Raw genomic sequence first — 19,793 nt, forward strand, 5'->3', positions numbered from 1 at the left:
AAGGATCGGCAAAAACCGCCGATAACCCAATCAACGCGCATTTTGCCAGAGCTGAGCGTCAACCGAAAAAAATGTCAGGCATTCTTCCCACATCGATTGGCTACATTTCGCCCACAGGTGATTTCAGCCGTCATAACACTCAAGCATTGGGCGGCGTCAGCCACCTGTGGCAGGATTTCTTTGCCCAGGCACTGGCCGAACAATCGAGTGATGTGGTGCCGGCCTGCGGCACTTTCCCGCCGGTTGATCTGGAAAGTCCTGAAGAACCAACCGTCGGCAGCGAACTGCACGCGCACATCATCAGCCAGCGCGAATGCGATGTGGTCGAAACCCAGGTGCGTCCTCCGGAGCCGCTGTTCCTGCCGATCGCCGAGCTCGAACTGGATCTTGCCGAGCCGTACCCTCCGTTCCCGCCAGAAGCAATCAAGACTCAGCAAAAGCAGCAGGATTTCGACAGCAGTTGGGTTCGTCCGATCGTGATCAACAACGGCCAGCCGATTCCGGAACCGGGCCCTGCCCCGCAGAAAAAGCCGCTCTACCTGCCGATTGCCGAGTTCGACCTGGATCTGCTGCAGCCTTACCCGCCGTTCCCGCCGGAAGAAATCGTCGAGCAGCAGAAAGCCCTGGACTTCGATAACGGCTGGGTACGCCCGATCGTTCAGCAGAACCTGCGCATCGCCGCCTGATCCCTCAGCGACACACGCTCCAGCGCCCGACATCGACATGAAAGTGATTGCGATGGGCTGCGTTGTAGTCCGGACTCAACACCACACTGAACGCCTCGCAGGCACCGTCGCGCACCTGACGTAGAAACTGCGCGTCCTGGTTTTGCTTCGGCCAGTCCTTGAGCACGCTGATCACGCGACCATCCGCGAGGCGCAAGCCGGCGATGTCCAGCGCATCGGCGCTGGCATGGCGGCTGAGTGCACCGCTCTCGCGGTTGTAGATATTGCGACAAGCGAAGCTGCCGAGGTGATCGACTCGAGCCACAGATTGACCGTAGGCCTGCTGCGCCGCCGGTTGCAGCGTATGGCGCTCGAACAGCGCAAACGCCACCGCCAAGGGACAACTGGCGAGAAAGCTGCTGCTGAGCGCCACCCCGCCGCCCTGCACGCGCAAAGCACCGATCAGCGGACATTTGGCTTCGGGACTGTCGGCCTGTGGTGAAACCCGCAGGCCGGAGCTGACCAGCGCCTGCTCGCACAAGGCCGGATCGCTGCGCAGGCGCATCAACTTGTAACCCGTGAGCCAGTTGGGCGTCGCCTGCACGTCCAGTGGCGCCCACGGGTTCCACTGCGGCGGCACATCAAGCCAACCGCGCCAGACGCCGATCAGGCTGCCACCGATGATCAGCAGCACGGTCAACAGCGTCCAGCGCCCCATGCTCACCCCTTGAACAATTGATTGGCTTTGGCGTACGGCATCGAACGGGAGGTGAAGGTGAACGCGCCGGACTGCTGGATTTCTTCCGCCGCGCGGTAAAACTCACCCAACGCCGCCAGGGCCAGCGCCGATCCGGTGCTGATCCGCTTCACGCCCATTTCTTCGAGCTGCTGCACCGTCAGTTTCAAGCCGCCGGACATCAGCACATTGACCGGTTTCGGCGCCACCGCGCGCACCACCGCCAGAACTTCTTCGGCGGTGCGCAGGCCCGGCGCGTACAGCACGTCGGCGCCGGCTTCGGCGAAGGCTTGCAAGCGGCGGATGGTGTCGTTGATATCGGGATTGCCATGCAGATAGTTTTCCGCACGGGCGGTCAGCATGAAGGGAAACGGCAAGGTGCGCACGGCCGCGACGGCCGCTTCGATCCGCGCCACCGCGTGTTCGAAGCAGTAGATCGGCGAGTCTTCCCGGCCGGTGGCATCCTCGATCGAGCCGCCCACGGCGCCCGCCTCGGCAGCTCGGATCAGACTTTGCGCCGATTGCGCTGGAGCGTCGGCGAAACCGTTTTCCAGATCCACCGCCACCGGCAGATCGGTGGCCGCGACAATCGCCCGAACATTGGTCAGCGTATCGTCGAGGCTAAGACCGCCATCGGGTTTGGCCTGAGAAAACGCATAACCGGCGCTCGTGGTCGCCAGCGCCTGATAGCCGAGACTGGCGAGCATCTTCGCGGAACCGGCATCCCACGGATTAGGGATCACGAAAATCCCCGGGCGTTCGTGCAGGGCTTTGAAGGATTCGGCTTTACGGGCTTGTTGTTGACGGGCTTGGACGTCCATCGGCAGGCTCCTGAGCAGAAAAGGAATCCGCCTCAGAGCAGGCCGAGTTGCTCGGCGGCGGGTTCTCTGTATAGCTCAGGCAAGGGGCGCAGGCCAGGCAAACGTTGCATCAGTTGTGCGTGAAAACGTTGCGCCAGCTTCGCCGCCAGGAGGTTATCGGCGGTGTGCAGGAAGATGTAGGGCGTGCGGCCCTCTTCGATCCACTCGGCGATTTTCGCCACCCACGGCACCAGAAACGGATCGTTGGCCTCAAGCTCCGGGTGGCCGATGAAGCGCACCTGCGGGAATTGAGTGAATGCTGCCGGCCGTGTGGGCACGCGGGGCTTTTTCGATTGGGCGTGGATCACAGACGACTCGGTCGACAGGCAACTGAACAACGCGCGCGGGTCGAGACAGATACGCTCCACGCCACGATCCAGCAATAGCCGGTTCAGCAGTCGCTCACTCTCGCCCTTGGCGAAAAACTGTTCGTGGCGCACTTCCACCGCCAGCGGGCAATCCAGTGCATCGATAAACGCAGCAAGCTCCGGCAAGCGATGCGGCGTGAAGCTTTTCGACAGTTGCAGCCACATTGGCGAGACGCGCTCACCGAGCGGCTTGAGTAACTGGAGGAAGGTTTCAGCGGCGGTCAGTTGATCGCGCAAGTCGCCGCTGTGGCTGATGTCACCGGGAAACTTGGCGGTGAAGCGAAAATGCTCCGGCATCACCTCGGCCCAACGCTGCACGGTGGCCGGCGAGGGGCTGGCGTAGAAGGTCGTGTTGCCTTCCACCGCGTTGAAGACTTGTGAATAGAGTCCGAGGAAATCGGAGGTCTTGGCGTCTGCCGGATACAGATACTCGCGCCAGGCGTTTTCGCTCCAGGACGGGCAACCGAGGTAGTAAGGCAGATCCATCAGATGTACAGATCGAGGCCCAGCACGTCTGCATCCCAATCGACAAAACCGGCGGTGCTCAGGTAGCTGGCCAGGGCCATGGCCACGCTTTTCTTCATCGCGCGGTGATAAATCATGTCTTGTTGGCGGGCGGGCAGATTGCTCAGGCGTTGCGCGGTGGCTTTGGCGGCACGGGCGGCCAGTTGCTCTTCGGTCGGGAATTCCAGCTCGCCGTCGATATCGTCGACGGACTCATCCAGCGCCGGATTGCCTTTGCGAGGCTTGCGCTTGATAGGGTAGGAATGAGTGGAAACGCCGTCTATACGCATAAAGTCATGCTCGGTATCGATGATGGCAATTTAGCGGCACCTGACCGACTTAGCAAATCGCCGAGTGATAACTAGAACACATAAAAGACAAAAGGTTTAAAGCGCGGGGTTAGAAACGGACGATTGGCAGGAGCGGGAGAACCCTGCGGCGAATGTCACAGGGTGAATGGCCTTAGCGGGCTTTCGGGGTGGCTACCTTGTCGCGCAGGTAAACCGGCTGGGCGTCGTCAGCCGGAATCGCTTCTCCGCGCTCCCAGGCAAATCGTGCCAGAGTCAGCAGGTCTTCAGCGTGGGGCAGCATGGCGGCATCGGATCCACTCAGGTTTACCGCGATGCGTTCGCCATAACCCCAGCCGGTGCCGGCACCGAACCATTCACCCGAGGCATCCTCCGGCAGCGCGGCGACTTCCGGCGGCAGCACCGCCTCGGCGCCGACCAAGCGCATCTCTCCGGCCGTCTCGCGGTAGCAGCCCCAATACACCTCATCCATGCGCGCATCGATGGCCGCCGCCACCTGGCTCACGCCGTGTTCGCGATACGCCCGTTGCGCCAGCACGGCCAGGTTCGACACCGGCAACACCGGGCGATCCAGCGCAAAGGCCAGGCCTTGCACCACACCGATGGCAATTCGCACGCCGGTGAAAGCGCCCGGGCCACGACCGAAAGCGATAGCGTCCACCGCTTGCAGGGTGGTGCCGGCGTCGGCCAGCAGTTGCTGGATCATCGGCAGCAGTTTCTGCGCATGCAGGCGCGGGATCACCTCGTAATGGCTCGTGACCTTGCCGTCATGCAGCAAGGCAACGGAGCAAGCTTCAGTCGCGGTGTCCAGGGCCAGCAAGGTGCTCATCGATGTGTCCGTAAATCAGGTGGGGAAAAAGTGCGCCAGTATAAACAACTACGGCCCGCAAGCGGGCCGTGGATGATGCAGCGGATCAGGTTTTTCAGCTCAGGGCTTCAAGCACCTTGGCAGTGATCGCTTCAACCGAACCGACGCCAGGGATGTGGCTGTACTTCGGCTTGCCACCGTTACTGGCGGACAGCTTCTGGTAGAAGTCCACCAGCGGCTTGGTCTGCGAGTGGTAGACCGACAGGCGATGACGCACGGTTTCTTCGGTGTCGTCCTTGCGCTGTACCAGCTCTTCGCCGGTGATGTCGTCTTTACCGGCAATTTTCGGCGGGTTGTAGACGATGTGGTAAACGCGGCCGCTGGCCTCGTGAACGCGACGACCGGCGATACGCTGAACGATTTCTTCGTCTTCAACGGCGATTTCGACCACGGCGTCCAGCTCGACACCGGCAGTCACCAGCGCTTCAGCCTGAGGAATGGTGCGCGGGAAGCCATCGAACAGGAAACCCTTGGCGCAATCGGCTTGAGCGATACGGTCCTTGACCAGCGCGATGATCAGGTCATCCGACACCAGGCCACCGGCATCCATGATGCTCTTGGCCTTGATGCCCAGCTCGGTGCCGGCCTTGACCGCAGCACGCAGCATGTCGCCGGTGGAGATTTGCGGAATGCCGAATTTCTCGGTGATGAACTTAGCCTGAGTACCTTTACCGGCCCCGGGAGCTCCCAGCAGAATGACGCGCATCGATGTGCTCCTCAATTTTTTATATAAAAAACAATGGATTCGCCTCGTGGGGCCAATCTCATAAAACGGGTCGTGGCCGCCCAAACGGCCAAAGGCTGATCAAGATACACAGCAGGCTGCGCCCACACAAGACGCCAAAAGTCGGAGAAACCGGCGCCCGCCGCGACCTTGCGACGCGGTTCCCCAAGTCGCAACCCCATCATTAACTGTCGCCTGACCGCATTTTTCCCACGGTCGTCAAACGGCACCCAAGGGTTCGCCCCGGGTGCCCCGCCCCACGCAGAAAACCTTAGCCGGTATTTCGCAAACCGGCGGCAATCCCCGCCACAGACACCAGCAGCGCCTGTTCCACCGGGCTGCCCTGCTCGACATCCTGTTGCCGCGAGCGCGCCAGCAACTCGGCCTGCAATAGATGCAGCGGGTCAAGGTAGGTGTTGCGCAGACGGATGAATTCCAGGGTATCCGGGCTATGTGCCAGCAGCTGCGACTGACCGGTCAGGCCGAGGACCACGGAACACGCCTGCGACAATAGGTCGCGTAAGTGCGCACCCAAAGGCAACAGGTCCGACTGCACCAGACGCTGGTCGTAGGACAGCGCAATGTCGGCGTCGGCCTTGGCCAGCACCATCTCCAGCATGTCGATACGCGTGCGGAAAAACGGCCACTGTTCGCGCATCTGCCCCAGCAACTCGCCTTCGCCGCGCTCCAGCGCCTTGCTCAAGGCGGTTTCCCAGCCGAGCCAGGCCGGCAGCATCAGACGGGTCTGGGTCCAGCCGAAGATCCACGGAATCGCCCGCAGACTTTCGATGCCACCGGCGCGGCGCTTGGCCGGACGGCTGCCCAATGGCAGGCGACCAAGCTCCTGCTCCGGGGTCGACTGGCGGAAATACTCGACGAATTGCGGATTTTCCCGAACCACCGCACGGTAGGCGGCGACGCCGTCAGCGGCCAGTTCGTCCATCAGATGCCGCCATTCAGGGGTCGGTGGCGGCGGTGGCAACAGGGTCGCTTCGAGCACTGCCGCCAGATACAGATTTAGGTTTTGTTCGGCGATGTCCGGCAGGCCGAATTTGAATCGAATCATTTCCCCCTGCTCGGTGGTGCGGAAACGTCCGGCCACCGACCCCGGCGGCTGCGACAGAATCGCCGCGTGTGCCGGACCACCGCCACGCCCCACGGTGCCACCGCGGCCGTGGAACAGCAGCAGTTCGACTTGCTGCTCGCGGCAGATTTCCACCAGCCGTTCCTGCGCCCGGTACTGCGCCCATGCTGCCGCGGTGGTGCCGGCGTCCTTGGCCGAGTCGGAATAGCCGATCATCACCTCCTGCGGCCCCTGCAGCCGTGCGCAATAACCCGGCAGCAGCAACAGGCGTTCAATCACCGGGCCGGCGTTGTCGAGGTCGGCGAGGGTTTCGAACAACGGCACCACACGCATCGGCCGCAATACGCCGGACTCTTTCAGCAACAATTGCACCGCCAGCACATCAGAGGCGGCGCCGGCCATGGAGATCACGTAGGAGCCCAGCGAAGCCGCCGGCGCGGCGGCAATTTCCTTGCAGGTGGCGAGCACTTCGGCGGTGTCGGCCGAGGGTTTGAAATGCGCCGGCAGCAATGGCCGACGGTTTTGCAGTTCGCGGGTCAGGAAGCTGATGCGCTGTTCTTCGTCCCACTCTTCGTATTTGCCGAGGCCGAGGTAATCGGTGATTTCGGTCATGGCCGCGCTGTGGCGGGACGAATCCTGACGCACATCGAGGCGCACCAGGAACAGGCCGAAGGTCACGGCCCGACGCAGGCAATCGAGCAACGGCCCATCGGCGATCACGCCCATGCCGCACTCGTGCAGCGAGTTGAAACACAGTTCCAGCGGATCGAGCAGATCGCGATTGTTGTGCAGCACATCGGCCGGCGCCGGGGTGGTCGCCGTAAGGGATGCGTGGGCCCAATTGCGCGTGGCGCGCAGCCGTTCACGCAATTGCTTGAGCACCGCACGATACGGCTCGGCACTGTCGCCGGCCCGAGCCTTGAGCGCTTCGCTGGCCTGCTGCATCGACAGTTCGGCCGCCAGGTGATCGACATCCCGCAGGTACAGATCGGCCGCCATCCAGCGCGCCAGCAACAACACTTCGCGGGTGACGGCAGCCGTCACGTTCGGGTTACCGTCACGGTCGCCGCCCATCCACGAAGCGAAGCGGATCGGCGCGGCTTCCAGTGGCAAACGCAAACCGGTGGCCGCAAACAGCGCCTGATCGGCCTTGCGCATATGGTTGGGAATCGCCTGCCACAGCGAGTGCTCGATCACCGCAAAACCCCACTTGGCTTCGTCCACCGGGGTCGGCCGGGTGCGGCGGATTTCCTCGGTGTGCCAGGCTTCAGCGATCAGGCGTTGCAGGGTGTTGTGGATGTGCTCGCGTTCGGCCGTGGTCAGGTCGCGGTGATCCTGAGCCGCCAGTTGCGCGGCAATCGCGTCGTACTTCTGGATCAGCGTGCGGCGGGCCACTTCGGTCGGGTGCGCGGTGAGCACCAGTTCGATCTCCAGCCGCGCCAGTTGCCGGGCCAGGGATTCGGCGCTGTGCCCTTCGTTGCGCAGGCGGGCGAGCAGTTCCGGCAGTACGCGGGATTCGAACGGTGCGGCCTGGGTCTCTTCGCGGCGATGGATGAGCTGGTACTGCTCGGCAATGTTCGCCAGGTTGAGAAACTGGTTGAAGGCCCGCGCCACGGGCAGCAGTTCGTCTTCGCTCAATTGATTGAGGCTGGCGCTGAGTTCGGCGTCCATCGAGCCGCGCCGGTCGGCCTTGGCGCCCTTGCGGATCTGCTCGATCTTGTCGAGAAACGCCTCGCCGTACTGGTCACGAATAGTGTTGCCCAACAGCTCACCGAGCAGGTGAACGTCTTCGCGCAAGCGTGCATCAATATCGGTCATCAGCATCTCTCCAGCAGTAATCGGTGACGGATCGCAAGTGAGTGGATGAACAGAGAGTGCCGCTCTGGAACGCTTCTTACAAGCAGACGACGAAGGGACTTTAAACCTTGAGGCTTGAAGCTAGTCTCAACAGTAAGCCCCACAACGGCTTGCCGCCGGCTGACGGCGGACACTCACCAAGACCTGCCATGAGCAGGTGCGACATGAGGTCTATATGAAAATCCGTGAACTCGCCCAGCATTGGGAAGAAACCGCCAAGGGTCGCCTGACCGATACCGGCTACACGATTCATCTGGATGTGGAAGCCGCCGCACGGCTGGCGGCAATCGCCGAAATGTACCCCAAACGTCACGCCGAAGAACTGCTCGGCGAGCTGATCGGCGCCGCCCTCGAAGAGTTCGAAGCGAGCCTGCCATATGTGAAAGGTTCGACCGTGGTTGCCACCGACGAGGAAGGTGATCCGCTGTATGAAGATGTCGGCCCGACGCCGCGTTTTCTCGCGTTGTCACGGCGGCATTTGCATGACTTGTCGACCGCAGCCGGCAAGCAGAAACACTGACACAACATAAATCGAAACGCGGGAGCGAGCTTGCTCGCGAAAGCGGTTTGTCAGGCACTTTAGTGGTGACTGATCCGACGCTATCGCGAGCAAGCTCGCTCCCACATTGACTGTATTCAAACTCATAAATCACACGCCTTATTACTCCCGCGCGTACCACTCTCCCCCGCCAAAGTTCCCGGTTTAGGACCCTGTCCACCTGGTCAGCATTTTTTTTGGCGATGAGCCATCTTTTCTGAACTTTTGAAAAATGCCTTCGGTCGGAACAGGTAACCACGCCTGGAACGAGCGTTTCAAAACGCACTTGCACATGACGGTTGCGGCTCCGCTACCAGGATGGATTTCGAAGCTTCCAAGGAGTTAACCAATGGAGTTGAAGACCATGAAGACCCAAACCTCGTTTTCCCACCTGCGCGGTCTGAAACTGGCCGCCCTGGCGATCGGCACCAGCTTCGTACTGGCCGGTTGCGCCGGCAATCCTCCGACCGAGCAATACGCCGTGACTCAATCGGCGGTCAACAGCGCGGTCAGCGCCGGCGGTACCGAATTCGCCGCCGTGGAAATGAAGCAGGCACAGGACAAGCTCAAACAAGCCGAAATCGCCATGCACGATAAAAAGTATGACGAAGCCCGCACCCTGGCCGAACAGGCCGAGTGGGACGCCCGCGTCGCTGAACGCAAGGCTCAGGCGATGAAAGCCGAACAAGCGGTGAAGGATTCCCAGAAAGGTGTTCAGGAACTGCGTCAGGAAAGTCAGCGCACTGTGCAGTAAGCGCGCATCCCGACCGCAAGACTGAAACTCTTATCGATAGAAAGGACGAACGATTATGCGTAAACAACTGATGATCCCCGCTCTTCTGGCCGCAAGCGTTGCCCTGGCTGCCTGCTCGACACCGCCGAACCCGAATCTGGAACAGGCGCGCACCAACTATGCCGGCCTGCAGGCCAACCCGCAGGCCAGCAAGGTCGCGGCGCTGGAAACCAAGGACGCCAGTGATTATCTGGACAAGGCCGACAAGGCTTATCTGGACAAGGAAGATCAGCGCAAGGTCGACCAACTGGCCTACCTGACCAACCAGCGCGTGGAAGTGGCCAAGCAGACTATCGCCCTGCGTACTGCTGAGAACAATCTGAAGAACGCCGCCGCCCAACGTGCCCAGGCCCGTTTGGATGCTCGCGATCAGCAGATCAAACAGCTGCAGGAAAGCCTCAACGCCAAGCAGACCGATCGCGGTACGCTGGTGACCTTCGGTGACGTGCTGTTCGCCACCAACAAGGCCGATCTGAAATCCAGCGGTCTGGTGAACATCAATAAACTGGCGCAGTTCCTCCAGGAAAACCCTGATCGCAAAGTGATCGTCGAGGGTTATACCGACAGCACCGGTTCGGCGAACTACAACCAGTCGTTGTCCGAGCGTCGTGCCACTTCCGTACAGGTCGCACTGATCAAGATGGGCGTCGATCCGTCGCGCATCGTGACTCAGGGCTATGGCAAGGAATACCCGGTGGCGGATAACGGCAGCGTTTCGGGCCGTGCAATGAACCGTCGGGTGGAAGTGACCATTTCCAACGACAACCAGCCAGTGATGCCGCGTTCGGCGGTTAGCGCCAAATAATTCGCGAAGCAACATGAAAGCCCCGCCGGATCTGCTCCGACGGGGCTTTTTTTTGCAGCGGAGATTGACTACCACTCGTCTTGACCTGTCATTTATAACAGTAGGCGAAACAAATGAGTGCGCGTAACACTTTAGCTCCAAACCAAATGCTGGAAATCAAGGAGCGTTACCATGCGAACTCGGGCCTTTCTGAAAACACTGTGTGCAGCCATGCTCCTGGCAGGCTGCGTAGCACCACCATCGAACGCCTCAACTGCAAATGATTTTGGGTATGACGAACGAGATTCCATCCCAAATGAGGTTCCATTGCCTGAACCGGAAGTCAATCAGCGTCCGGTAGTGGGAACCAAAACACTACTGGTCACCGTAACCCATTGGCAGGATGGCGACGCTCTGGATTTTCCATTGATCAGGCAACATACAGTTTCTACGGATCCCAACGCACTGCCGGCTTACATTCACGCAGCCTCGAACGGAAAGCTCACACTCACCGGACAGATCATTGAGCATACATCCGGCCCTCGCCCTGAACTATGCACATTCAAACCCGGAGACTCGGCACCAATGCCGATTAACCTGGCAGATTCAGAGGGGATAAAAGCCGCGCAGGCGCACGGACTGGACGCTAATAACTACGATTACCGCATCAGCGTAATTGACTGTGGCGGGTCAGCTTCAGCCTGGACGCCCGGGAAATTCATTGGCGTATATGGACAATCGGGAGGCCCTCACGTTTACAAGCATGAATTCGGGCACAATCTTGGATACAGCCATGGAAGCACCTACATCAAGTGCCCAAAACACGGCGATACCGTATTAGCCCCACTGGAAATGGCCCCCATTGAGTGTGCGGTGATTGGCTATGGCGACAGTGGTGACTCTGTCTCTGGGGGTGGAACCCTCTATCCCGCCAACAATCGGTGGTACTCGGGATGGCTGGACAACTCACAGGTGGCAGTCATCGAACGCAGCGGCCTTTATCGCTTGGCAAAACTGGGCGATGCCGGACCTCAGCTTTATCTCATCAATCGACCTGAAACCACTCCGGCACAATTGGCGTTGGAGTACCGAAAACCCACTCCATTCGATAATTTTCCTGCAACCGATAACCGGGTAAACGGCGTTTGGGTGAGATACACCACGATGGGGGGCACAGTTTTAAACACCCAGCTCGATGGTACACCGGAAACAGCCACGACGGATGATCCGACATTACTCCCCGGCAAGACTCTAAGAGATCCAGGGGTAGGTATCACCGTTACAACATGTAGTGCAGATTCGCAGGGTGCGACAATTGCCGTCGCTGTAAATCATGAGACGGCGCCTAAATGCACATCACCACTTCCGTTACCCAAAATTACATCCCCGGCCTTAGAGGGGCCAGCTGCTCCAAATCCGATTAATTTCTCAGGGAAGGGTATTCCTGGCGCAACAACAAAGATCTCCTACCAAAAAAGCGGTGAAAATACCTCTCATGAACTAACAGTCATCGCCGATGCGCTAGGTAACTGGAAAACTAACTTCCCTCATTTATCACCAGGGAAATATATTGCAGTTATATATCATCAGGTAAGCAGTACCTTTGCACCACCAAGAATAGGATCTTTTGACGTAGCCCCTTGAGCTTCCAATTCGCCAACTGTTCTTTGTAAGCAGCATTGTAAAAACACGGGCGCCTCCTGATTTTTCATCTGAAAAAGGGAAGGCGCCCGTACAGACCCTGTTTTACTGCGCCAGCTTCTGCGGCGTCTCCTGCCCCATGCACCGCACGGCTTTCTTGCGGTCGTTGACCAGCACGCCAGTCAGCCCCTTTTGCTCGGTATCAAACAACACCAACACCCCATCAATGCACTGCGCCACTTGCGCCGCTGGCTCCAGGGAGACTTTGTAGTCTTCGCCGGGAATGGTCTTGAGCATGGTGAATTCGTTGAGCAGCAACGCATCCTCGGGTTTGGCGAAGTGCAGGTAGCCATACCACCACAGGGCACCGACGGTGCCGAGGATGCTGCAGATACCGGTGATGATCAGCGGGATGGCGTTGCGTTCTTCAGTCATTGCGGACTCTCTGGTGGTTCGTCTTCAGAATTCGGAGGTGTCGGATAATTCGGGATCTCGCCGAGGCGGCGCAAGCCGTTGAAATGCTCGGGGTCGTCGAGGTAGCGCAACATCACCTGGCGCCACACCGGGTCGCCGAAGGTCTGCACATGCCCGCCCCGGGTCAGCTGCAGCACGCGCGGTGGCGGCGCAGCTTGATACAGACGGATGCCGTTGGAAAGGGGCACCAGCGGGTCGTCGAGGCTGTGGAAGATCAGTTTCGGCACGCCGTTGAGCTGCGGCATGGCGTTGATCGCGCTGTCGCCATCCGGCACCAGCCACGACAGCGGCACCTGAAATGGCCAGGTCAGCCACGACGTGCTGAGGGCGTACTGGCCGACGCTGCGGTAACTGGCGGGCACACCGTCGAGCACCAAGGCCTTGAGCTGATTTTGTCTTTCCGGATGTTGCACCAGCCAATGCACGGCCATCGCCCCGCCGAGGCTTTGGCCCAGCAGCACCAGCGGTTTGCCTTTGACTTCCGGCGCCTTGTCCAGCCAGGCGAAGGCGGCATCGATGTCCTGATAGATCGCCGGCAGGCTCGGCTCGCCTTCGGACAGGCCGTAACCGCGATAGTCCACCAGCAACACTTGATAGCCGTTTTTCGGCAGCCACCAACTCCCGCCCAAGTGCATCGGCAGGTTGCCGCCGTTGCCGTGCAGGTGCAGGACCGTGCCCTTGATCTCGACACCGGGTTTGGCCGGCAGCCACCAGGCATTCAGCTTGAGGCCGTCGGCGGTGGTCAGAGTGACGGTGCGGTATTCGAGTTTGGCCTTTTCCGGCGTGAAGATCTGGCCCGGCTCTGGATAGAACAGCAAGGAGCTGCAACCGCCGAGGGTCAAAAGCAGGCAAAGGATGCCGAGGATTCTCATCCGGTGAAACCTCGCAAAAACAGGGTGGGAATGCATTCCAATGTGGGAGCGAGCTTGCTCGCGAATGCTATCTAACATTCAACTCACGCGTTACCTGACACACCGCCTTCGCGAGCAAGCTCGCTCCCACAAAGAACATCATCGAGTTCAGAGGATATTCGAGTAGTCCGCCTCGATCCGGTCCAGGCTCAAGTGATTGAGGAAGTTGGAGAAGCACATCCACGCCGACAACGCGTTCATGTCGCGGAACTGGTCCGGCAGGTACTTGGGCGGCACCACCAGGCCTTCGTCCACCAGCTGACGCAGGGTTCGCATGTCCTCCAGCGTGGTCTTGCCGCAGAACAACAGCGGGATCTGCTCGAGCTTGCCCTTGCGCACGGCCAACTGAATGTAGTTGTAAACCATGATGAAGCCCTTGAGGTAGGACAAGTCTTTGGTGAATGGCAGACCGGTCGGCGTCGATCCTCGGAAAACCCGACTGGCGTTGCCATAGCTTTCCGCCATTTCGAAGCCCTGCTCGCGGAAAAACTCGAAAATCTGCAGGAAGTCCGCGCCCTCCTCGACCATGTGGATGGCGCGGGTGCGGTTGGTCAGTTTGCGCAGGCGGCTCGGGTAGGAGGCGAAGGTGATGATTTCCATCAGGATCGCCAGGCCTTCCTGAGTCACTGTCGACGAGGGCGGGCCTTTGGACAGGAAGGTGCAGATCGGCTGGTTCAAACCGTTGAGCGTGGTGCCGACGTGCACCAGGCCTTCGTGGACTTCCAGCGCGCGCACGTCGCGGTCGTTGAACATCGCGTCGGTGCGGATCTTGATGTAGTCGGCGCCCGCCGCCGCATCGGCGACGATACCGTCGGACTCGAACACGCGGATGGTTTCCTCGGCCTCACCGAACACCTTGTTCAGCCGGGTTTGCAGCAGGTGCACGGCGTCCTTGGCGGTGAGGACCTTCGGTTCGTCCTTCAGGTCGCCACGACCATCGATGTTGTTCAGGTAGTCGGACATCATCAGGCCGAGGTCGGCCAGCGTGGGGTCACCGGCGTGGAACGCATCCGACGCGGCGCCGTACAGTTCCTGGGAAATCAGGCCGAAGTCCTCGGTGCCGCGCGCTTCGAGCATGCGCACCACCATCCGGTATTCCTTGCACATGCGGCGCATGATCTGGCCGACCGGGTTGAACTGACCGAGCTGACGGGTGATGTCGCGCTCGATGTTCTGGAATTCCAGCTTGACCCTGCTTGAGTCGAAGGACAGCGGCCGGTTGAGGTAGTAGTCGCGATCCACCGCCGGCAATTCCTTGCCCTTGGCCTTGAGGAAACCCTTGCGAATGTTCTCGTCCCACTTGACCGCGTCGAGCACGCGGATCGGCGTCTGCGCCAGCACAATGCGATCGGACAACGTGCGTATCGTCTGCTGGTAATCGTCCACCCGAAACTCCTGTAGAAAACGTGACGTACTGGATTATTTGGCTTTGGCCTGATGCTGATAGCGCGCCGCTTCGACGAAAACGTCGGAATTGGCCGGGTCGTCGAGGTAAGCAAAGACCTTTTCAAGCGGACTGTCGACCTGCACGCCCTCGCCGTCATCGGTCTGGAAGCCTTGGCCGTCGAGGGTTTTCTGGTCGATGGCCTGGTTGATCTGCTCAAGGTCGAGGTTGTAGATCACCAGCTCGCGCTTGTCGGTGATCTCGAAACCGGCAATGGTGAAGTGCCCGCCGTATTGCGCCGGCACCTTCGCCGACAGGTACCAGCGGTTGCCATGGCGCGACACCGTGAACGGATAGGCTTCACGCTCGCGGGGTCTGGCCTTGAAGTACGCAACCGCCTGATAGCGATCGTTGCCCAGGCGCGTCAGCTCCAGATTCATCGGCTCGCCCCAGGCATTGGTGCTCGACCATTGGCCGAGCAGGCCCTTGGGCGCCGGTTCACTGGCGGGCAGCGGATCCTTGAAGGTCACCAGACATCCACTGAGCAACAGGAACGACAAGGCGATCAGCACGCCACGCCAGGCTTTCATTCGACACTCCCTAGACCCGAACTCACCAGCGAACCTGTGGGAGCAAGCTTGCTCCCACAGGGGATTGCGTTACACCGACGCGAGTACCAGGTGCATATAGCGCGTCAGAATGCCGAGCATGTCCTCTTCGGCCAAAGGCTCGGCGTCGTTGAGCAGGCCCTGATATTCCATCCGTCCGATAATCGCCGTCAACACCTTGGCATCCTGCTGCGGCTCGCGCGAGCCCAATACCTGGAACAACTGGCAGGTGCCCTGCAGCAGAATCTGCTGATGGGAACGCACAAGCTCCGCCAGACGCGGGTTCAGCAATGCTTCCTGGCGGAACGCCTGTTCCGCCATCAAATGCTCGCGACGGTTGACCAGTTGCCGATGCACGTAGTCGGCCATCAACCGGGCGATATCGTCAGCCAGTTGCGAGCGCGACTCCGGGCTGCCGTCACCGCTGACCACCATTTCGCGCAGCAGGCCTTCGTTGTTGATCCACAGCTTGGCCATGTAGGCCGCGCTGCGTTCGACGTATTGGGCGAAGGTATCGGTGAGCAGGTCATCGATGTCCTTGAAGTAATACGTGGTGGCCGACAGCGGCACTCCGGCCTCGGCCGCCACCGCCCGGTGACGCACAGCGCGTACGCCGTCGCGTACGACAATGCGCATCGCCGCATCGAGAATGTCCTGTCGACGCTGTTCACTGCCCTGCCGGCTGGCCTTGCGGCCCTGGTACTGAACACTTTCAGCGACCGCAGTGGCGATTCCCGCTGCACCCTCTTGAGCCATTGCACCGATCACGACAGGCATACCTCTGTTGTTTTCTTCAAAATTAACCATTTGATACGTTTGTACCAGACAGGCAATAAAAAGCCGCCCATTTCAGGCGGCTTTTTTATTGAAACAATTACGCTTGCGGCCGCATGTGCGGGAACAGGATCACGTCGCGGATCGACGGGGAGTTGGTCAGCAGCATCACCAGACGGTCGATGCCGATACCTTCACCGGCCGTTGGCGGCATGCCGTACTCCAGCGCGCGAACGAAGTCGGCGTCGTAGTGCATGGCTTCGTCGTCGCCGGCGTCCTTGTCGGCCACCTGCGCCATGAAACGCTCGGCCTGGTCTTCCGCGTCGTTGAGCTCGGAGTAGGCGTTGGCGATTTCACGGCCACCGATGAACAGCTCGAAGCGGTCGGTGACGTTCGGGTTGTCGTCGTTGCGACGGGCCAGCGGCGACACTTCGAACGGGTACTGGGTGATGAAGTGCGGCTGCTCCAGCTTGTGCTCGACCAGCTCTTCGAAAATCATCACCTGCAGCTTGCCCAGACCTTCGAAGCCCAGCACCTTGGCGCCGGCCTTCTTGGCGATGGCGCGAGCCTTGTCGATGTCGTTCAGGTCATCGGCGGTCAGCTCGGGGTTGTACTTGAGGATCGAGTCGAACACCGACAGGCGTACGAACGGCTCGCCGAAGTGGAACACCTTGTCGCCGTATGGCACATCGGTGCTGCCCAGAACCAGCTGCGCCAGCTCGCGGAACAGTTCTTCGGTCAGGTCCATGTTGTCTTCGTAGTCGGCGTAAGCCTGGTAGAACTCCAACATGGTGAATTCAGGGTTGTGACGAGTCGAAACGCCTTCGTTACGGAAGTTGCGGTTGATCTCGAACACTTTCTCGAAACCGCCAACCACTAGACGCTTGAGGTACAGCTCTGGCGCGATACGCAGGAACATTTCCATGTCCAGCGCGTTGTGGTGGGTTTCGAACGGCTTGGCCGCGGCGCCGCCAGGAATGGTCTGCAGCATCGGCGTTTCGACTTCGAGGAAGTCGCGCTTCATCAGGAAGCTGCGGATGTGCGCGATCACTTGCGAACGGACGCGGAAGGTCTGACGCACGTCTTCGTTGACGATCAGGTCAACGTAGCGCTGACGGTAGCGCTGTTCGGTGTCGGTCAGGCCGTGGTGCTTGTCCGGCAGCGGGCGCAGGGATTTGGTCAGCAGGCGCACGCTGGTCATCTCGACGTACAGGTCGCCCTTGCCGGAACGGGCCAGGGTGCCTTCGGCGGCGATGATGTCGCCCATGTCCCAGGTTTTCACCGCGGCCAGGGTTTCTTCAGACAAGGTTTTGCGGTTGACGTAGACCTGGATGCGACCGGTCATGTCCTGGATCACCATGAACGAGCCACGGTTGAGCATGATGCGACCTGCAACCTTGACCGGGATCGCAGCCTCTGCCAGCTCTTCCTTGGTCTTGTCCGCGTACTGCTTTTGCAACGCATCGCAGTAGTTGTCGCGGCGGAAGTCGTTCGGGAAGGCATTGCCCTTGGCGCGCTCGGCAGCAAGCTTTTCCTTGCGCAGGGCGATCAGGGAGTTTTCTTCCTGTTGCAGGGCCTGGTCGAGTTGTTGGTCGCTCATGTCTTTAAATATTCCATCACAGGTTCGTTGCCCCCGCCGGTGACGGGGGACTTGAGGTCGGGTGAAAGCTTACAGGCCCGATTTCAGGCTGGCTTCCAGGTATTCGTCGATGTCGCCGTCGAGCACCTTGTCGCAGTCGCTGCGTTCGATGTTGGTACGCAGATCCTTGATCCGCGAGGCATCGAGCACGTACGAACGGATCTGGTGACCCCAGCCGATGTCCGACTTGGTGTCTTCCAGCGCCTGGGACGCGGCGGTGCGCTTCTGCATTTCCTGCTCGTACAACTTGGCCCGCAGCATTTTCATGGCGGTGTCCTTGTTGGCGTGCTGGGAACGTTCGTTCTGGCAGCTCACCACGGTGTTGGTCGGTACGTGGGTGATACGTACGGCCGAGTCGGTGGTGTTTACGTGCTGACCACCGGCACCGGAGGAACGATAGGTGTCGATCCGCAGGTCTGCCGGGTTGATTTCGATTTCCACCTTGTCGTCGATCTCTGGCGAGACGAAAACCGCGGAAAACGAGGTGTGGCGACGGTTGCCGGAGTCGAACGGGCTCTTGCGCACCAGACGGTGCACGCCGATCTCGGTTCGCAGCCAGCCGAAGGCGTATTCGCCCTTGATGTGCACGGTGGCGCCTTTGATCCCGGCGACTTCACCGGCCGACAGCTCCATGATGGTCGCGTCGAAACCGCGTTTGTCGGCCCAGCGCAGGTACATGCGCAGCAGGATGTTGGCCCAGTCCTGGGCTTCGGTGCCGCCGGAACCGGCCTGGATGTCCAGGTAGGCGTTGTTCGGGTCCATCTCGCCGCTGAACATGCGACGGAATTCCAGTTTGGCCAGGGACTCTTCGAGACCCTGGAGGACTTCGACGACGTCATTCACGGCGCCTTCGTCGTTCTCTTCAACGGCCATGTCGAGCAGCTCGCGGGAATCGGCCAGGCCGGTGGCCAGCTCGTCCAGGGTGTCGACGATCTGCGCCAGCGTCGAGCGCTCGCGGCCCAGTTCCTGGGCGTATTCAGGTTTGTTCCAGACTGCAGGATCTTCAAGCTCGCGATTGACTTCGATCAGACGCTCATGCTTTTGATCGTAGTCAAAGATACCCCCGAATAGATTCGGAGCGCTCGGACAGGTCCTTGATGGTGTTCAGGATCGGGTTGATTTCCATGACGGGCAGCACTCGTTGGCGAACTTTTGAAAGCCGGCGAGTATAACGTAATCACGCTGTCACGGCAGCCCGTCTGGCGGCTCTTGAGGCGAATGAACTCAATGGTTCATTCGATCCCCACCTGATTGCGCCCGTTGTTCTTGGCCAGGTACAGGCCGCGATCCGCCGCCGAGATCAGCAACCGGCAGTCGCTGCCCGACTCCGGCACCATGGTCGCCAGACCGATGCTGATGGTCAGGCTCGAGCCTTCGGCCGGGGCATTGTGCGGAATTTTCAGCGCCGCAACCGTCTGGCGCAGCTTCTCCGCCACCAGTCGCGCCCCGCCCGGCGAGGTGTTGGGCAGCACCAGCGCAAATTCTTCGCCGCCATAACGCGCCGGCAGATCGGACGGCCGGGCACTGGCCTCGCGAATCGCCGTGGCGACCTTGCGCAGCGCTTCGTCGCCCTCGACATGGCCGAAGGTGTCGTTGTAGGACTTGAAGTAATCGACGTCGATCATCAGCAGCGACAGCTGGCTCTGGTCACGCAGCGAGCGGCGCCATTCCAGTTCCAGGTATTCGTCGAAGTGCCGACGGTTGGACAGCCCGGTCAGGCCGTCGGAGTTCATCAGGCGCTGCAACACCAGGTTGGTGTCGAGCAATTGCTGCTGACTGACCCGCAATGCGCGGTAGGCCGCGTCCCGTTGCAGCAATGTCATGTAGGAGCGCGAGTGATAGCGGATACGCGCCACCAGCTCGATGTTGTCCGGCAGTTTCACCAGGTAATCGTTGGCCCCGGCGGAGAACGCCGCACTTTTGATCAGCGGGTCTTCCTTGGTCGACAGGACGATGATCGGAATGTCCTTGGTCGCCGGGTGATTGCGGTATTCGCGCACCAGACTCAGGCCGTCGAGGCCGGGCATCACCAGATCCTGGAGGATCACGGTCGGCTTGATTCGCACCGCGTGGGCCACAGCAAGATGCGGGTCGGAGCAGAAGTGGAAGTCGATGTTCTCTTCGTTCGACAGCCCACGGCGCACGGCTTCGCCGATCATCGCCTGATCGTCCACCAACAACACCATGGCGGCGTTCTCGTCGGTTTTGATGTCATCGATCTGTAAGTCATTCATGGGCGGTCACCTGAGTGCTGCGGGGGCCAGGATTGCGGA

General features: G+C 60.3%; 20 protein-coding genes. 5 read left to right on the plus strand and 15 right to left on the minus strand.

Annotated elements, in window-relative coordinates:
• Positions 1–71 precede the first annotated feature (71 nt).
• Positions 72–686: an energy transducer TonB gene (locus MKZ87_RS10790; RefSeq protein ID WP_085697309.1), complete on the plus strand. Its 615-nt coding sequence runs from the start codon at positions 72–74 to the stop codon at positions 684–686.
• A gap of 4 nt (positions 687–690) precedes the next feature.
• On the opposite strand, the gene MKZ87_RS10795 is transcribed toward MKZ87_RS10790, so the two are convergent.
• The 7 genes from MKZ87_RS10795 to ppc all read right to left on the minus strand — a co-directional run bounded on the left by MKZ87_RS10795 (position 691) and on the right by ppc (position 7,935).
• Positions 691–1,383, minus strand: a complete 693-nt coding sequence (locus MKZ87_RS10795) for an extensin family protein (protein WP_266200854.1) — start codon at positions 1,381–1,383, stop codon at positions 691–693.
• A gap of 2 nt (positions 1,384–1,385) precedes the next feature.
• On the minus strand, positions 1,386–2,222 hold the full coding sequence (locus MKZ87_RS10800; RefSeq protein WP_266200855.1) for an isocitrate lyase/PEP mutase family protein: 837 nt from the start codon (positions 2,220–2,222) through the stop codon (positions 1,386–1,388).
• A 32-nt stretch (positions 2,223–2,254) separates the two neighbouring features.
• Positions 2,255–3,115 (minus strand): DUF72 domain-containing protein, encoded by an 861-nt coding sequence (locus MKZ87_RS10805; protein WP_085702564.1) that lies wholly within the window; start codon positions 3,113–3,115, stop codon positions 2,255–2,257.
• Positions 3,115–3,423, minus strand: a complete 309-nt coding sequence (locus MKZ87_RS10810) for a hypothetical protein (RefSeq protein ID WP_007954720.1) — start codon at positions 3,421–3,423, stop codon at positions 3,115–3,117. The genes MKZ87_RS10805 and MKZ87_RS10810 overlap by 1 nt, the downstream gene beginning before the upstream one ends.
• A 172-nt stretch (positions 3,424–3,595) precedes the next feature.
• Complete coding sequence (gene tsaB, locus MKZ87_RS10815; RefSeq protein ID WP_266200856.1) at positions 3,596–4,270, minus strand: tRNA (adenosine(37)-N6)-threonylcarbamoyltransferase complex dimerization subunit type 1 TsaB; 675 nt, start codon at positions 4,268–4,270, stop codon at positions 3,596–3,598.
• A gap of 94 nt (positions 4,271–4,364) precedes the next feature.
• On the minus strand, positions 4,365–5,015 hold the full coding sequence (adk, locus tag MKZ87_RS10820; protein ID WP_085697304.1) for an adenylate kinase: 651 nt from the start codon (positions 5,013–5,015) through the stop codon (positions 4,365–4,367).
• 289 nt (positions 5,016–5,304) lie between these two features.
• A complete protein-coding gene (gene ppc / locus MKZ87_RS10825) occupies positions 5,305–7,935 on the minus strand; it encodes a phosphoenolpyruvate carboxylase (RefSeq protein WP_266200858.1) in 2,631 nt (876 codons plus the stop codon).
• Between the two features lie 214 nt (positions 7,936–8,149).
• Between ppc and MKZ87_RS10830 the strand changes: the two genes are divergently transcribed.
• The 4 genes from MKZ87_RS10830 (at position 8,150) to MKZ87_RS10845 (ending at position 11,733) form a co-directional block, all read left to right on the plus strand.
• Positions 8,150–8,494: a pilin assembly protein gene (locus tag MKZ87_RS10830; protein ID WP_085688799.1), complete on the plus strand. Its 345-nt coding sequence runs from the start codon at positions 8,150–8,152 to the stop codon at positions 8,492–8,494.
• Positions 8,495–8,861: 367 nt separating this feature from the next.
• Positions 8,862–9,266, plus strand: coding sequence for a DUF4398 domain-containing protein (locus MKZ87_RS10835; protein ID WP_085697302.1), 405 nt, complete (start codon positions 8,862–8,864; stop codon positions 9,264–9,266).
• A gap of 55 nt (positions 9,267–9,321) precedes the next feature.
• Complete coding sequence (locus MKZ87_RS10840) at positions 9,322–10,110, plus strand: OmpA family protein (protein WP_085697301.1); 789 nt, start codon at positions 9,322–9,324, stop codon at positions 10,108–10,110.
• A 171-nt stretch (positions 10,111–10,281) separates the two neighbouring features.
• Positions 10,282–11,733 (plus strand): transposase, encoded by a 1,452-nt coding sequence (locus tag MKZ87_RS10845; protein WP_266200862.1) that lies wholly within the window; start codon positions 10,282–10,284, stop codon positions 11,731–11,733.
• 102 nt (positions 11,734–11,835) lie between these two features.
• Here the strand turns inward: MKZ87_RS10845 and MKZ87_RS10850 are convergent, their stop codons facing one another.
• From MKZ87_RS10850 to MKZ87_RS10885, 8 genes are all read right to left on the minus strand, one after another.
• Positions 11,836–12,165: a hypothetical protein gene (locus MKZ87_RS10850; protein WP_085697300.1), complete on the minus strand. Its 330-nt coding sequence runs from the start codon at positions 12,163–12,165 to the stop codon at positions 11,836–11,838.
• Positions 12,162–13,076 (minus strand): alpha/beta hydrolase, encoded by a 915-nt coding sequence (locus MKZ87_RS10855; RefSeq protein WP_085697299.1) that lies wholly within the window; start codon positions 13,074–13,076, stop codon positions 12,162–12,164. The genes MKZ87_RS10850 and MKZ87_RS10855 overlap by 4 nt, the downstream gene beginning before the upstream one ends.
• A 147-nt stretch (positions 13,077–13,223) precedes the next feature.
• Positions 13,224–14,501 (minus strand): flavohemoglobin expression-modulating QEGLA motif protein, encoded by a 1,278-nt coding sequence (locus tag MKZ87_RS10860; protein ID WP_085688808.1) that lies wholly within the window; start codon positions 14,499–14,501, stop codon positions 13,224–13,226.
• Positions 14,502–14,534: 33 nt separating this feature from the next.
• Positions 14,535–15,089 carry a hypothetical protein gene (locus tag MKZ87_RS10865; RefSeq protein WP_266200863.1) on the minus strand — a complete coding sequence of 185 codons (555 nt, stop codon included), beginning with the start codon at positions 15,087–15,089 and terminating at the stop codon, positions 14,535–14,537.
• Positions 15,090–15,158: 69 nt separating this feature from the next.
• Positions 15,159–15,863: a TetR/AcrR family transcriptional regulator gene (locus MKZ87_RS10870; protein WP_011332647.1), complete on the minus strand. Its 705-nt coding sequence runs from the start codon at positions 15,861–15,863 to the stop codon at positions 15,159–15,161.
• Positions 15,864–15,981: 118 nt separating this feature from the next.
• On the minus strand, positions 15,982–17,481 hold the full coding sequence (lysS, locus tag MKZ87_RS10875; protein WP_011332646.1) for a lysine--tRNA ligase: 1,500 nt from the start codon (positions 17,479–17,481) through the stop codon (positions 15,982–15,984).
• 69 nt (positions 17,482–17,550) lie between these two features.
• Positions 17,551–18,646, minus strand: a protein-coding gene (gene prfB, locus MKZ87_RS10880) for a peptide chain release factor 2 (RefSeq protein WP_139832565.1) whose coding sequence is annotated in 2 segments (ribosomal slippage) — positions 17,551–18,573 and positions 18,575–18,646 — 1,095 coding nt in all. Because the reading frame shifts where the segments join, the coding sequence is not laid out codon by codon here.
• 106 nt (positions 18,647–18,752) lie between these two features.
• Positions 18,753–19,754 carry a response regulator gene (locus MKZ87_RS10885; RefSeq protein ID WP_011332645.1) on the minus strand — a complete coding sequence of 334 codons (1,002 nt, stop codon included), beginning with the start codon at positions 19,752–19,754 and terminating at the stop codon, positions 18,753–18,755.
• Between the last annotated feature and the right edge of the window lie 39 nt (positions 19,755–19,793).

Origin of the sequence: Pseudomonas sp. MCal1 (assembly GCF_026341415.1) — a bacterium.
Lineage (GTDB): Bacteria > Pseudomonadota > Gammaproteobacteria > Pseudomonadales > Pseudomonadaceae > Aquipseudomonas.